The organism is Taklimakanibacter albus (genome assembly GCF_016595235.1).
In the GTDB taxonomy this organism is placed as follows: Bacteria; Pseudomonadota; Alphaproteobacteria; order Rhizobiales; family Aestuariivirgaceae; genus Taklimakanibacter; species Taklimakanibacter albus.
In genome coordinates this window covers 1859747-1873842 of record NZ_JAENHL010000007.1, presented here as the reverse complement: position 1 = coordinate 1873842, position 14096 = coordinate 1859747, and the positions used below count along the sequence as shown (strand labels likewise).

General features: G+C 63.2%; 15 protein-coding genes. 10 read left to right on the top strand and 5 right to left on the bottom strand.

Features of this window, described 5'->3' with window-relative positions:
• The first annotated feature begins 4 nt into the window (after nucleotides 1-4).
• From JHL16_RS20425 to JHL16_RS20405, 5 genes are all read left to right on the top strand, one after another.
• Entirely contained in the window at nucleotides 5-1507 is a 1503-nt protein-coding gene (locus tag JHL16_RS20425; protein ID WP_200186679.1) for a glycerol-3-phosphate dehydrogenase, read from the top strand.
• Nucleotides 1500-2531, top strand: coding sequence for a class II aldolase/adducin family protein (locus tag JHL16_RS20420; protein WP_200186678.1), 1032 nt, complete (start codon nucleotides 1500-1502; stop codon nucleotides 2529-2531). The genes JHL16_RS20425 and JHL16_RS20420 overlap by 8 nt, the downstream gene beginning before the upstream one ends.
• Nucleotides 2532-2853: 322 nt before the next feature.
• Nucleotides 2854-3300: a GNAT family N-acetyltransferase gene (locus JHL16_RS20415; protein ID WP_200186677.1), complete on the top strand. Its 447-nt coding sequence runs from the start codon at nucleotides 2854-2856 to the stop codon at nucleotides 3298-3300.
• 18 nt (nucleotides 3301-3318) lie between these two features.
• Nucleotides 3319-4203 (top strand): DMT family transporter, encoded by an 885-nt coding sequence (locus JHL16_RS20410; RefSeq protein ID WP_200186676.1) that lies wholly within the window; start codon nucleotides 3319-3321, stop codon nucleotides 4201-4203.
• A gap of 239 nt (nucleotides 4204-4442) precedes the next feature.
• Nucleotides 4443-4763 carry an addiction module antidote protein gene (locus JHL16_RS20405; protein ID WP_200186675.1) on the top strand — a complete coding sequence of 107 codons (321 nt, stop codon included), beginning with the start codon at nucleotides 4443-4445 and terminating at the stop codon, nucleotides 4761-4763.
• Between the two features lie 127 nt (nucleotides 4764-4890).
• Here JHL16_RS20405 and JHL16_RS20400 read toward each other — a convergent pair whose 3' ends face one another.
• The 4 genes from JHL16_RS20400 to acnA all read right to left on the bottom strand — a co-directional run bounded on the left by JHL16_RS20400 (nucleotide 4891) and on the right by acnA (nucleotide 10287).
• Nucleotides 4891-5571 carry an HAD family hydrolase gene (locus JHL16_RS20400; protein ID WP_200186674.1) on the bottom strand — a complete coding sequence of 227 codons (681 nt, stop codon included), beginning with the start codon at nucleotides 5569-5571 and terminating at the stop codon, nucleotides 4891-4893.
• A gap of 123 nt (nucleotides 5572-5694) precedes the next feature.
• Nucleotides 5695-6537, bottom strand: coding sequence for a universal stress protein (locus tag JHL16_RS20395; RefSeq protein WP_200186673.1), 843 nt, complete (start codon nucleotides 6535-6537; stop codon nucleotides 5695-5697).
• A gap of 169 nt (nucleotides 6538-6706) precedes the next feature.
• On the bottom strand, nucleotides 6707-7474 hold the full coding sequence (locus tag JHL16_RS20390) for a DUF1223 domain-containing protein (protein ID WP_200186672.1): 768 nt from the start codon (nucleotides 7472-7474) through the stop codon (nucleotides 6707-6709).
• A 104-nt stretch (nucleotides 7475-7578) separates the two neighbouring features.
• Nucleotides 7579-10287 carry an aconitate hydratase AcnA gene (gene acnA / locus JHL16_RS20385; RefSeq protein ID WP_200186671.1) on the bottom strand — a complete coding sequence of 903 codons (2709 nt, stop codon included), beginning with the start codon at nucleotides 10285-10287 and terminating at the stop codon, nucleotides 7579-7581.
• Between the two features lie 335 nt (nucleotides 10288-10622).
• On the opposite strand from acnA, the gene ccmA reads away from it, so the two are divergent.
• The 5 genes from ccmA to JHL16_RS20360 are packed head-to-tail and all read left to right on the top strand — an operon-like array spanning nucleotide 10623 to nucleotide 13350.
• Nucleotides 10623-11225, top strand: a complete 603-nt coding sequence (ccmA, locus tag JHL16_RS20380; protein WP_200186670.1) for a heme ABC exporter ATP-binding protein CcmA — start codon at nucleotides 10623-10625, stop codon at nucleotides 11223-11225.
• Nucleotides 11222-11878, top strand: a complete 657-nt coding sequence (ccmB, locus tag JHL16_RS20375) for a heme exporter protein CcmB (RefSeq protein WP_200186669.1) — start codon at nucleotides 11222-11224, stop codon at nucleotides 11876-11878. The genes ccmA and ccmB overlap by 4 nt, the downstream gene beginning before the upstream one ends.
• 23 nt (nucleotides 11879-11901) lie before the next feature.
• Nucleotides 11902-12624 (top strand): heme ABC transporter permease, encoded by a 723-nt coding sequence (locus tag JHL16_RS20370; RefSeq protein WP_200186668.1) that lies wholly within the window; start codon nucleotides 11902-11904, stop codon nucleotides 12622-12624.
• Nucleotides 12624-12782, top strand: a complete 159-nt coding sequence (ccmD, locus tag JHL16_RS20365; protein ID WP_200186667.1) for a heme exporter protein CcmD — start codon at nucleotides 12624-12626, stop codon at nucleotides 12780-12782. Before JHL16_RS20370 ends, ccmD begins: the two co-directional genes overlap by 1 nt.
• Complete coding sequence (locus JHL16_RS20360) at nucleotides 12775-13350, top strand: DsbE family thiol:disulfide interchange protein (protein ID WP_200186666.1); 576 nt, start codon at nucleotides 12775-12777, stop codon at nucleotides 13348-13350. Before ccmD ends, JHL16_RS20360 begins: the two co-directional genes overlap by 8 nt.
• Here the strand turns inward: JHL16_RS20360 and JHL16_RS20355 are convergent.
• The gene (locus JHL16_RS20355; protein WP_200186665.1) at nucleotides 13328-13828 is read right to left on the bottom strand and encodes a MarR family winged helix-turn-helix transcriptional regulator; all 501 of its coding nucleotides are present in this window, start codon (nucleotides 13826-13828) and stop codon (nucleotides 13328-13330) included. The genes JHL16_RS20360 and JHL16_RS20355 overlap by 23 nt on opposite strands.
• Nucleotides 13829-14096: the final 268 nt, after the last annotated feature.

The following is a 14096-nucleotide window of genomic DNA, read 5'->3' as shown; positions in this document are numbered from 1 at the left end:
CGTGATGGCGAAGCGCGATCCTTATGATCTCGTGGTCATCGGCGGCGGCATCAACGGGGCCGGGATCGCGCGTGACGCGGCGGGGCGCGGCCTCAAGGTGCTGCTCTGCGAGAAGGGCGATCTGGCGCAGGGCACCAGCTCGCGCTCGGGCAAATACATTCATGGCGGCCTGCGGTATCTCGAATATTACGAATTCCGGCTGGTGCGCGAAGCGCTCACCGAGCGCGAGGTGCTGCTCAAGGCGGCACCGCATATCATCTGGCCGATGCGCCTGGTGCTGCCGCATTCGCCCGAGCAGCGGCCGGCCTGGCTGATCCGGCTCGGCCTCTTTCTTTACGATCACCTCGGCAAACGCGAGACCTTGCCCGGCTGCCGGCGCATCGATCTGCGCCGCGATCCGGAAGGCGCCATCATCCGCGATCAGTTCAAGACCGGCTTCGAATATTCCGATTGCTGGGTCGATGATGCGCGCCTCGTCGTCCTCAATGCCATCGACGCCCGTGACCGGGGCGCCACGATCCTCACCCGCATGGAAGCCATGTCGGCGCGCCGGGATGAGGGCCTGTGGCAGGTCGATCTCAAAGGCTCGGAAGGTGGGCGGCGGGTGACGGCGCGGGCGCTTGTCAATGCGGCAGGGCCCTGGGTGCAGGATGTGCTGGGTCAGGTGAGCGGCGTCAATTCCAACCGGCGCGTCCGCCTTGTCAAAGGCAGCCATATCGTGGTGCCGAAATTCTGGGACGGGCCGCAGGCCTATCTCTTCCAGAACGACGACAAGCGGGTGATTTTCGTCAATCCCTATCAGGACAATCTCTGTCTCATCGGCACCACCGACATTCCCTATGAAGGTCGCGCAGAAGATGTCGCGATCGACGACCGTGAGATCGATTATCTGCTGGCGGTGGTCAACCGTTACAGCAGGCGCGAGCTGAAACGAGCCGACATCGTCCAGGCTTTTTCGGGCGTGAGACCGCTTTATGACGACAATGCCGCCAACCCTTCCGCCGTGACGCGCGACTATGTCTTCGATATCGATGGCGGCGAAGGCATGCCGCCTCTGCTGTCGATCTTCGGCGGCAAGATCACCACCTATCGCAAGCTCGCCGAACATGCGCTCGAGAAGCTCAAGCCTTATTTTCCGGCGATGGGCGGCGCCTGGACCGCGACGGCGCATCTGCCGGGCGGTGATCTGGGGGTGCCAAGCTTCGAGGCGTTTCTCGGCGATCTGGCCAGGCGCTATCCGTGGCTTCCGGCGCCACTGGCGCAGCATTATGCACGGCTCTATGGCAGCATGGCGCATGGCCTGCTGGCGGGTGCCCATTCGGTGGGTGATCTCGGCCGGCATTTCGGCGCGCTTCTCTATGAGCGGGAAATCGCCTATCTGCGCGAGGCGGAATGGGCGCAGACGGCCGAGGACATATTGGAGCGGCGCACCAAGCATGGCCTGCATCTCAGTCCCGGGGAGACCGAGGCGGTCAGGACCTATCTGAAGGGCTGGACGAATGGATGAGATGACGAGGCTCAAGGCGCTCTCCGCCAAGGTCGGCGCCAATCCGCTCCTGGTGCAGGCGGCGGGCGGTAACACCTCGCTGAAGCAGGCCGGCGTGATGTGGATCAAGGCCTCCGGCACCTGGCTCCAGCATGCGCAGGAGCGCGACATCTTCGTGCCGGTGGCGATGGCGCCGCTGCTCGCAGGTCTCGAACGGGACGATCCGGCCTGCGAGAGCTGCACTGATTTCGTGCGAACCGATCTCAACGCCTTGGGCTTGCGCCCCTCGATCGAGACGACCGTGCATGCAAGCCTGGCGCATCGGGTCGTCGTCCATGTCCATTGCGTCGAGACGATCTCCTGGGCGGTGCGTGCCGACGCCGAGGCCATGCTCGCCCCGCGTCTCGCCCGCTTCAGCTGGGCCTTCATTCCCTATCGCCGTCCGGGTCTTCCGCTCGCCAAGGAAATCCGCCTCAGGCTCAAGCCCGACACGGATGTGCTGGTTCTCGGCAATCATGGTCTCGTGGTGGCGGGTGACAGCGTCAGCGAGGCGGAGAAGCTGCTGCGCGAGGTCGTGAAAGCGCTCGTCCGGCCAGCCCGCGCGGCGGCGCCGGCCGATGTGGCGGCCCTGGATAAACTTACCGCAGGGAGGCCGTATGAGCCGGCGCGCGACCCTGCCATTCATGCCCTGGCGCTGGATGAGGTGAGCCTTGCTCAGGCCGGCAAGGGTACGCTCTATCCCGATCATATCGTCTTTCTGGGGGCCGGCATCGCGGTCGTGCAACCCGGCGAAAGCCCGCGGGCGGCGGCGGAGCGCGTCGGTCTTTCCGGCCGGCCCGAGCCCAAGCTCGTCGTCCTGCCGGGTAAAGGCGTGGTCCTCCCCCGCGATGCGACGCCTTCGGTGCTCGCCATGGCGCGCTGCCTCGCCGATGTCGGTCTAAGGCTCGGCGCCCAGGACCCGGTCCGCGCCCTGTCGCTCGAAGACGAGCTCGCTCTGGTCAACTGGGATGCGGAAAAATACCGGCAGTCGCTGCCGGCGGCCTGAAGCGTGATCGCCTTAGAGCCCTGCCCGTTTTGATCGAATCGTTCCGCTTCGATCAAAATGGGTAAAAGGGCTCGAAAGCATATAAATCTGGAGCGCTTCCTTATCGCCAAAGTCGAGCAACTTTGGCGGGAAGCACTCTAGGAAGGAGCCATCTCGCTCTATTTTCCTGTTTGCGCATGATCTTTCCGGAAAACCGTTTCGCACTTTTCCGGATCATGCTCTCGGTGGACTGAATTCCTTTTGCGAAAGTGGCTCTGTCTGGAGCAAGGTGAACCGGCGATGGTCGCGCCTCCCGGACCGCCACCGCTTTGAGAGGATTGCCATGCCCGACGTCGTCATTCGCCCCGCCGCGCCCAAGGACGAAGCCCGTTGGCGCGAGCTGTGGGCCGGCTATGTCAAATTCTATCGCGGCGCGGTGCCGGAAGAGGCGACCGCCAATACCTGGCGGCTCATCCTCGATCCGGCCAGCAATATCGAAGCCCTGGTGGCCGAAAGCGACGGCCGGGTGATCGGCATCTGCAACTATCTCTTCCATGACAGCACCTGGAGCACCCAGCCGATCTGCTACCTGCAGGATCTGTTCGTCGACCCGCAAGCGCGCGGCGGCGGCGCGGCCAAGAAACTCATCCTCGCCTGCGAGGAGAAGGCCAAGGCGAAAGGCGCTTTCCGACTCTATTGGCAGACCCAGGAATATAACGGAGCGGCGCGCTCGCTCTACGATACGATCGTGCCGCGCTCGTCCTTCATCGTCTATCGCAAGAGCCTGTAGCCCGGACGCTACTGACATATGAGTAAGCGCGAGGCCTTCTATCCCGTTTTGCTGGCGCTGCTCTGGGGCTTCAACTGGCCGGCGGTGAAGATCGTGCTGGGCGAAGTCCCCGTTTTCGTCCTGCGCAGCATCGGCCTGACCAGCGCCGGCCTCCTGCTCCTCGGCGTGGCGCTGCTCATGGGCCGGCGGCTTCTCGTGCCCTCCGCCTCCTGGCCCGCGCTTGCTTTGGCCGGCTGTCTGAATATCGCCGCGTTCAACATATTGAGCGCCTTCGCGCAGCTCAACACCACGACCTCGCGCGCCGCCATCCTGACCTACACGATGCCGATCTGGTCGACCTTGCTGGCCGTCATGGTCCTGCGCGAACCGGTCGGTCGCGACAAGCTCGTGGCGCTTGCCGCCGGCGCCGCCGGCGTGGTGCTGCTCGCTTTGCCGGTGCTCGAATCGGGCCGATTCCTCGGGGTAATTATGCCGCTGCTCTCCGCTTTTGCCTGGGCGCTCGGCATCGTCGTGCAAAAGAAATGGCCGATCGAGGGCGATCCTCTCGCCACCACCGCCTATCAGCTTCTGATCGGTGCGGTGATCGCCATCCTTTGTCTTTTCGCCACCGGCCAATCGCTGCCGGGCACGCTCTCAGCCCCCGTTCTGGGCGCCTTTGCGTTTCATATCATCGGCGCCACGTCGACGGCCTATCTCCTGTGGTTCACCATTCTCGACCGCAACTCGGCCTCGACCTCGGCATTGCTCAGCTTTGCCGTTCCGGTGGTGGGAGTCCTTTCCGCCATGCTGCTGGTCGGCGACCGGCCGAGCCTTGCGGATATTGCGGGTTTTGCCGCGATTCTCTTCGCGGCGGGCCTGGCCATGCGATCGAGCCTGCGCCAGAGGAACGCTCCAGACGCGTAACTTGCCTTATGCGTCAATGTAAGAATCCGGTCACCTTATTGCCGGGCAAATCCCGCCAAAGTTGAAAGGATTTATTCCACCCTTGGTAACCGGGTATGCCTCTATTTGACCGCAAGCCGCTTTTCCCAATGATGTGATGGCGCTACCTGCAATTTTGTGCTTGCTAAAATTGTTGCAATTGTGCTCTGTTGGATAACGGCGACAGGGAGATCGCCCCGGATCCGGGGAGAATCATTGCAATGAAAAAGAGGAAAGTGGATGTGTCTAAAAATCTGGACACTCCTGAGCGGCAGAAAGACTTTATCGGGAAGGCGATTGCGTCGGGTGACGCAGATGCCATCCGTGACGCGCTGGGATTGGTCGCGCGCAAACGCGGGATGACCGATATCGCCACCGCCACGAACCTGAACCGTGAGAGCCTCTACCGGTCTCTCGGGAGTGGCGGCAATCCGGAATTCGCGACGGTCATGAAGGTCATGAAAGCGCTCGGCTTGCGCCTGTCGATCGCGCTGGACAAAGCGACGTCCAGCCGCACCGGGCGCGGCAGGTCCAGCGCCTGACCGGCAAGAGCGGCGGCTCAGCTTGAGATTCCGATCACGTTTATCAGTTCAGGTCGAACCGATCTGAATTGATCGTGATCTGTTTTGCTGCGCCGCAATAGTCCGAACGACCATCAAGGCGCCGGCCTCAAACCTGGCGGCCGCCGATCTCATCGATATGGCGCAGCATGTCGGCGGGCTCAGCGAAGACGCGATAGGCGCCGGAGCGCACCAGCTCCTCCTCGCCATAACCGCCGGAAAGAAGGCCTATGCCCAGGGCCCGGGCACGCCGCGCCGCCAGCATGTCCCAGATGGCGTCGCCCACCACCGAAGCAGCGGTGATGTCGATGCCGAGACGATCGGCCGCTTCAATGAAAAGATCGGGATCGGGCTTGGCGAAACGCACCTGGTCGCGGGTCACCACCGGGATCTTCTTGAGATCGACGCCCAAGGTCTTGAGCACCGGCCCGGCGGTCTCCATCCGGCCACTGGTGGCGATGGCCCATGGAATCTTGTTCTTGGTCAGATAGGCCAGCAGCTCCTTGGCGCCCGGCAACGGCCTGACCTTGGCCGAGCGTTTCGCGTAGGATTCGGCATGGACGCGGCGCAGATGGTCGATGCGTTCCTTGCTGATCTCCTGGCCGACTTCCCGAAGCAGCATATTGGCGAAAAGCCCGCCCGACATGCCGATGCGGCGGTGGATGCGCCAGACCGGCAGCTCGATATTCTCGGAAAGCAAGGCGTCGTGCCAGGCGAGCACGTGATCATAGACGCTGTCGACGAGGGTGCCGTCGAGATCAAACAGGAAGGCGGGTTTCGCTACGGGCATGGCTTCCTTCAGCAAGTACGCATCGGCTTATCCGAAAGGTCTGCAACTTTTCGGGCCGATGCTTTTAGATCATTGGCGCGGGATTCTCGCGAAAAACCGGTATCCATTTTTTCGCATCCCGCGCTAATGCGACATGAGGACGGGCCGAGTCATGTCGTCGAGCACATGACGGGTGGCGCCGCCGAAGACGAATTCGCGCAGGCGGCTGTGGCCATAGGCGCCCATCACCAGAAGGCCGGCATTGATCTCCTGGGCACGCTTGAGAAGCGCCTTGCCGGCGCTTTCGCCGCCACCTTCCATGGTGCGCGCCTCGGCCTTCACGCCATGGCGCTGCAAGGTCGCCACGATGCGGCGCCCCGGTTCTTCCGGTGTGACCCGTTCCTCGTTCTTGGGGTCGACACAGACGATATCGACGGCTTGCGCGTCCTTGAGCAGCGGTATGGCGTCGAAGACCGAACGGGCGGCCTCGCGCCCGCCGTTCCAGCCGACGACGACGCGCGACAGATCGAGCACATGGTCGTTGCGCCGTGGCAGGACAAGCAGCGGACGGCCGGCGCCGATGAGCACACGCTCGATACAATCGAGCTCGACGCCCGAAACCTCGGCCGGGTCGGTGGCGCTGGCGATAATGAGATCGGCGGATTTGCCGTGGCTGATGATCTCATCCGAGATCAAAGGCGAGTGGCCTTCAATGGCGATAAACTCGCCCTGCAGACCGGCCTTCTGCAAAGACGCTTCGAAAGCGCTTTTCACCTTGGCGAGATTGTTCTTGAAAAAGGTCTGATGGCCTTCGAACATCTGCGGCACGGCCTCGAAGCCGGTCGAGGGATAAATCTGCGCGGCCGGGATCGTATAGAGGCCGCGCACGAAAGCGCCCCCGAGCTTGGCGATCTTGACGGCGGCTTCGTTCAGGGCATCGAGTCGGTTGATTTCATTGAGGGCGACGAGAACGGTCTTGTAAGACATCATCATTCTCCGTGTTGGGCACGATCCATGCGGCCATCGCGTCAGGCGCGATAACGGCGTCCCCAATATATAATCATTGAGATAGGAATTGCGAGCCCTGGCGCAGGGTTAGTAAATGCGGGCGCCGGCTTCGGTCAGGCGGCACAAAGCGCCCAAGATACCGGAACGGCTATGAATTCAGGCGGCCCCAGATGGCGCAGCCCAATATGCGGCCCAAAGGCTTCATCTGCAGCAAAGCGACGCAGCTGGTGCTGTCCTCGGTCATCACGCTGTCTTTGGGCAAAGCCAAGGTTGTCCGCTCGCCATGCCACATGCCGACCGGCACAAGCTTGCGCACGACATTGAGATAGATGATGTGCTGGCCGGCATTCTCGCCCTTTTCGATCTCGACCGGCACTTGCGGCGCGACCGACACGAACCACAGGCTCGCGGTGGGCGCCGGCGTGTCGAGCGGCGCCTGATCCACGGTGATCTGGAATTCCGTGTCATTGGCGAGGATCGAGACCGGAACCCACATCGGCGGCGGATTGGCGAGCGAATGCTTGATCGCCGAGACGACGGCGCTCTTCTGGCTGCCGACCACATGGGTGGCGCCGTCGATGATCATCTGCGGCGTATAGACATCCATGTCGCCGCGCGCCTTGGCATATTTGTACTGGCGCTTGGAATTCTCAGGCGAGGCCAGCGTGTCGCGCCAGCCGCGATAGTCCCAGTAGTCGACATTGTAGGTGAGCGCCACGACATCCTTCATGGCGCGTACTTCCGCCATATAAGCATCGGCGGGCGGGCAGGAAGAGCAGCCCTGGCTGGTAAAGAGCTCGACGATCGTCGGCCGTACCGTGTCGGCCTTCACGACCCGGCCCACGGCACCGGTCGCGACCGCACCCGCGGCCAGCCCCAGCACCTGTCGGCGGGTCAGTTCAATCGCGTTCTGCATGCGGCCTATATGACGTAAACATGACACCCCTTCGAGTCACGTTCAGGTGAGCCCGCTCACGAGGGAGTGAGGGGCCATTCCTGGACTTGGCACATGATCATATCTCACGCCGCCTTGGCGAGACTCCGCAGAACATAGGGCATGATCCCGCCGTTCTTGTAGTAGTCCAGCTCGTCGAGCGTATCGATCCGGCACTGCACGTCGATGACGCGGCCAGCTCCATCCGGCGCCGTGATCATCAGCTGCAGCATGGCCCGCGGTTTCAGCCCTTCAGCTAACCCATGAATGGTTACTATTTCGTCACCCTTGAGGCCGAGGGTCTGCCAGGATTCACCGTCCTTGAACTGCAAGGGCACCACACCCATGCCGACGAGGTTGGAGCGGTGGATGCGCTCGAAGCTCTGCGCCACGACGGCGCGCACGCCCAGGAGCTTGGTGCCCTTGGCCGCCCAGTCGCGCGATGAGCCGGTGCCATATTCCTTGCCGGCGAAGATGACGAGCGGCACGTTCTCGCGCGCGTAGCGCATGGCCGCGTCATAGATCGGCATCTGCTCGCCGGACGGGTAATGCTTGGTCACGCCGCCTTCGACGCCCGGCACCATCTGGTTCTTGATGCGGATATTGGCGAAGGTGCCGCGCATCATCACCTCGTGATTGCCGCGGCGCGCGCCATAGGAGTTGAAGTCGACCGGGCGCACCTGATGCTCGGTGAGATAGGTGCCGGCCGGGCTCGTCACCTTGATGTTGCCCGCAGGCGAGATGTGGTCGGTGGTGATCGAGTCGAGGAAGAGACCCAGGATGCGGGCATTGACGACGTCGGTCACCGGATCCGGCGTCATCTTCATGCCCTCGAAATAAGGCGGGTTCTGCACGTAGGTGGAGGACATGCTCCATTTGAAGGTGAGGCCGCCCTCGACCTTGATCTTGCGCCATTCGGCGTCGCCCTTGAACACGTCCTTGTATTTGGTGGCGAAGGCCTTGCGCGTCACGTTCTTGCGCACCGCGGCGGCGATCTCCTTGGTGCCCGGCCAGATGTCCTTGAGAAATACGGGCTTGCCGTCCTTGCCGGTGCCCAGCGGGTCCTTGCTCAGATCGACATTGAGCGAGCCCGCCAGCGCATAAGCGACGACGAGCGGCGGCGAGGCAAGATAGTTGGCGCGCACATCCGGATTGACGCGGCCTTCGAAGTTGCGGTTGCCGGACAAGACCGCGGCAGCGACGACATCGTTCTTCTTGATCGATTCCGAGATCGCCTCGGGCAGCGGACCCGAATTGCCGATGCAGGTGGTGCAGCCATAACCGACGAGGTCGAAGCCGAGCTTGTCGAGATCCTTCTGCAGGCCGGAGGATTTCAGATATTCGGTCACCACCTGGCTGCCGGGGGCGAGCGAGGTCTTGACCCAGGGCTTCACGGTGAGTCCCTTCTTCACCGCATTGCGGGCGAGAAGGCCGGCGCCGATCATCACCGAGGGGTTGGAGGTGTTGGTGCAGGAGGTGATCGCGGCGATCACCACATCGCCGTGGCCCAGATCGAAATTGGCGCCGTCGACCTTGAAGCGCGTATGCAACTGCTCGGCCTTCTTGAACTCATTGGCCATGACATTGGCGAAGTCGGGGGCGGCGTTCCTGAGGGTGACACGATCCTGCGGGCGCTTGGGACCGGCCATCGAGGACTCGACGGTCGAGAGGTCAAGCGCGAGCGTGTCAGTGAAGACCGGATCTTCCGACTTCGGCGTCCAGAACATGCCCTGCGCCTTGGCGTATTTCTCGACCAGCGCGATCTGGGCTGAGGGCCGCGCGGTTCCCTTCAGATAATCGAGCGTTTCGGTGGAGACCGGGAAGAAGCCGCAGGTCGCGCCATATTCGGGCGCCATATTGGCGATGGTCGCCATGTCCTCGAGGGTCAGATTGGCGAGGCCGGGGCCGTAGAATTCGACGAATTTGCCGACGACGCCCTTCTTGCGCAGCATCTGCGTGACGGTGAGCACGAGGTCGGTGGCGGTGGTGCCTTCCGGCAGCCTGCCGTCGAGCTTGAAGCCGATGACTTCCGGAATGAGCATGGAGGTCGGCTGGCCGAGCATGGCGGCTTCCGCCTCGATGCCGCCCACGCCCCAGCCGAGGACGGCCAGGCCGTTGACCATGGTGGTGTGGCTGTCGGTGCCGACGAGCGTGTCGGGGAAGGCATATTCGACCGTCTTGCCCTTCTCCTTGACCTTCTTGGTCCACACGGTGCGGGCGAGATATTCGAGATTGACCTGGTGACAGATGCCGGTGCCGGGCGGCACGACGCGGAAATTGTCGAAAGCGCCCTGGCCCCATTTGAGGAAAGTGTAGCGCTCGCCATTGCGGTCATATTCGAGCGCGACATTCTGCTTGAAGGCCTTGGAGTTGGCGAAGAAGTCGACCATGACGGAGTGGTCGATGACGAGGTCGACCGGAGCCAGTGGGTTGATCTTCTCGGGGTTGCCGCCGAGCGCCTTCATCGCATCGCGCATGGCGGCCAAGTCGACCACCGCCGGCACGCCGGTGAAGTCCTGCATCAGCACGCGCGCCGGGCGATAGGCGATCTCGTTCTCGGCCTTGCCGCGATTCTTGAGCCACTTGGCGAAATTGACGATGCTCTCCTTGGTGACCGACCGGCCGTCCTCATGACGCAGGAGATTCTCGACCAGGACCTTCAGCGAATAGGGCAGGGAGGAAATGCCCTTGAGGCCGTTCTTCTCGGCCGCCTTGAGGCTGAAATAGACATAGGTCTTGGCGCCTACCTTCAAAGTCTTCCGGCTTTTGAAGGAGTCGAGGGACATCGCGGTCATGGCTGATCCTTGGTGCAAATTGGTCCAGGCGGGATTTGTCGAGCATATAGGTCCATTTCCATGACAATGCCAAGGCTGCATGTCACACAAGCGGGGTGGGGGATTGGAGGGAATCCCTCCCATTTTTCCCTTCTCCCGCGCGCAGCGTGGGAGAAGGTGGCCGACAGGCCGGATGAGGGCTCCTTAGTAAAACTTGGAAGCCCAAGAGCCCTCACCCGCCCTTCGGGCACCCTCTCCCATTGCTGCGCAACGGGAGAGGGGGAATGCTGGCGAGTGCGGGGCGAGGCGAGGGTATCGCTTTGCCTCACGCCTCCCGATGGGTTAAGCGGGGGCCGATGGTCCAACTCCACGCAGACTCGCTTGCCTGCCAGCGCGGCGGCCGGACGGTGTTCACCGATGTGAATTTCACCCTGTCCTCCGGCCAGCTCCTGGAGCTCAGAGGTCCCAATGGGGCGGGCAAGTCCTCGCTCCTGCGGCTGATCGCCGGGCTGGGCGAGGCCATTTCCGGCCAGATCACCCTCGCGGGCGGCAACGGCGATCTCTCGATCGGCCAGCAGGCGCATTACGCCGCCCATCAGGAGGCAATCAAAGCGCCGCTGACGGTGGCTGAAAACCTGAAATTCTGGGGCGACTTCCTGGGCGGCGGGGATATGGCGGCGGCGCTTGCCGCCTTCGACCTCGGTGCACTTGCCGATTATCCGGCCGCTCTTCTTTCGGCCGGGCAGAAGCGGCGCCTGTCGCTGGCGCGGCTCGCTCTGGTGCCGCGTCTCCTCTGGCTTCTCGATGAGCCGACGGTCGGCCTCGATGCCAATTCGCTCGACCGGCTGACCAGGCTGCTGCGCGGGCATCTGAGCGGTGGCGGGCTCGCGGTGGTGGCGACGCATGCGCCGCTCGACCTCACCGCAGACGCGACGCTTGTCCTGGGGACCGCCCGATGAAGCTCATCTGGGCGCTGATCCGCCGCGATCTCACGCTGGCTACGCGGCAGGGCGGCGGCGCCGGTACGGCGATCGGCTTCTTCGTCACGGTGATCGTGCTCTTGCCCTTGGGGCTCGGGCCTGACCAGGCGTTGCTGCAGCGCATCGCGCCCGGCGCCCTGTGGATCGCGCTCCTTCTGTCGGTGCTGCTCTCGGCGGAACGGATCTTCCAGGCCGATTACGAAGACGGCTCGCTCGATGCGATGGCCCTGGGCGTCGTGCCGCTCGAGCTCGTGGTGCTGGCCAAGGCGATGGCGCATTGGCTCACCACCTCGCTGCCGCTTGCCGTCGTTGCCCCCTTGTTCGGTTTCCTGATCAATCTCGATCCCCAGGACATTCTGCCGCTCTGGCTGGCGATGATGCTGGGCTCGATCTTCCTGTCGCTGCTCGCGGCGCTGGGGGCGGCGATCACCGTGGCGCTGAGGCGCGGTGGGTTGCTGGTGTCGCTGCTGATCCTGCCCTTCTACGTGCCTTGCCTGATCTTCGGAGTGGCGGCCAGCCGGGCGTCCGAGCTCGTCCAGCCGTCGCTTCTGATCCTGACGGCGCTGGTGCTTGCCAGTTTCGTGCTGGTGCCGGTCGCCGCCGCTGCGGCGTTGCGCGCCTATCTGAAATGAAGCGGGGTCCCTAAAATAGAGCCATGCAGAAATTCGCCAATCCGGCCCGGTTCCTCAAGCTCGCCGAGACGCTGCTACCTCCCATCTGGGGGGTAACGATCCTCGCTTTCGCCGCCGGGCTTTACATGTCGCTCGTCACCGCGCCGCCCGACTATCAGCAGGGCGAGACGGTGCGGATCATGTTCGTGCATGTGCCGGCCGCCTGGATGGCGCTGATGGTCTATACGTCGATGGCGGCGGCGAGCATCATGGCGGCGATTTTCCGGCATCCGCTCGCCGACATGGCGGCCAAGGCGGCAGCGCCGATCGGCGCCATGTTCTGTCTTCTGGCTCTCATAACGGGCTCGCTCTGGGGCAAGCCGATGTGGGGCGCCTGGTGGGTGTGGGACGCGCGCCTCACCTCGGTGTTCGTCCTGCTGCTTCTATATCTGGGCTATATGGCGGTGTGGCAGGCGATCGAGGATCCGCATCGCGCCGCACTCATCGCCCGCATCGTCGCCATTGCCGGCTTCATCAATGTGCCGATCGTGAAATTCTCGGTCGACTGGTGGAATTCGTTGCATCAGGGCGCCTCCGTCTTCCGCATGGGCGGACCCACCATCGATGCGCGGATGCTGTGGCCGCTGCTCATCATGGCGCTCGCTTACACGCTGCTATTCGTCGGGCTGCTCCTCGTCGCCATGCGCAGCGAGATCGCCCAGCGCAAATTGCGCCAGCTGCGGCTCGCCGGCATCGAGGGGCGTTGATGGACTGGAACGCCGCCCATATCGATTTCGTCATCGCCGCCTATGCGGTGAGCTTTGCCGGACTCGCTTTCCTGATGGTCTTCATCCTGCTGCGCGACCGGAAATTGAAGCGCCAGATCGCCACCCTCGATCGCGAAAGGGACCGCAGGGATGGCTGACCCGGCTCCGCCGCGCAAGACGCGCGCCTGGCTCACGCTTCTGCCGGTCGCCGTCTTCGCCCTCTTGGCGGTCCTCTTCTATCGCGGGCTGTCGGGCAATCCGGCCGACGTGCCGTCGGTGCTCATCAACAAGCCGGTGCCGTCCTTCACCCTGTCCCCCATCGCCGGGCTGGATCTGCCGGGGCTTGCCGATGGCGACCTCAAAAAGGGCGAGGTCACGCTCGTCAATGTCTGGGCATCCTGGTGCGTGCCGTGCCGCGAGGAGCATCCGCTGCTCATGGAACTGGCGAGCCGCGGCGATCTGCGTGTCGTCGGCATCAATTACAAGGACGATCCGGAGAATGCCCGCCGCTTCCTGGTGACGCTCGGCATTCCCTTCACCGCCGTCGGCGCCGATCCCAATGGCCGGGCGGCGGTCGACTGGGGTGTCTATGGCGTGCCGGAGAGCTTTCTCGTCGACGGCACGGGCACCATCCGCATGAAATGGATCGGGCCTCTCACCCGAGAAGCCCTGACAAAACAAATCATTCCGAAGATCGAAGAGATCAGGCGCGGCGGCGGTTCTTGATCTTGAGGGCGGGCTTCGCGTCGCTCTCTTCCTCGACGCGGTCCATCTCGGCGGCGAGCAGAGCCAAGGCCTCGGTGAAGGACTTGCGGTGGCTCACCGGCACCGCGGCCAGCACCTGCTTGTCCACTTCATCGGCGCCGGGCTGCGCCAGCTTCAGCATGCGCTTGCCGGAGGAGGTGATGCGCACCGAATTGGTGCGGCCGTCATCCTTGGTACGGCGACGCTGCAGATAGCCTTGCGCCAGGAGACGCGCGACGAGATCGGCCAGCGTCGAACGATCGATACCGGTCATCTTCACCAGAGCCGTCTGGCTGACGCCTTCATTCTGATCGACGGCGATGAGAACGGTAAATTGGCGCTGTGTGAGTCCGGCCTTGCCGACCTCACCTTGATAGACATAGGCGGCATACTGAGCCGCTCTCTTCAAAAGATGATATGGCGAGCGTGAAAGCTGCTTCACGTCTTTGTTGCCTGTCATCGACCCCTACTCCTGCCACGCCGCGAGCCGCCAGCCCCGCCACGCGTCTAACTTTGATGCCTCACTCCGGATGGTGTTGCTCCGCTTCCTCGCCCCGAAAAATGCGAGAGCTTATCGTTGCCGTCACCCGAAGCCATTTGTCCTAGCGCCTCGCAACGGCGACGGCAAGAGGATAAAGCAAAGCGCTCTTGTGCAATTGCGAGAAACATTTTTGTGATGGTCGGATGGCCGCATCGTCAGCATACGGAACGGTCTCCGGAGTATAGGA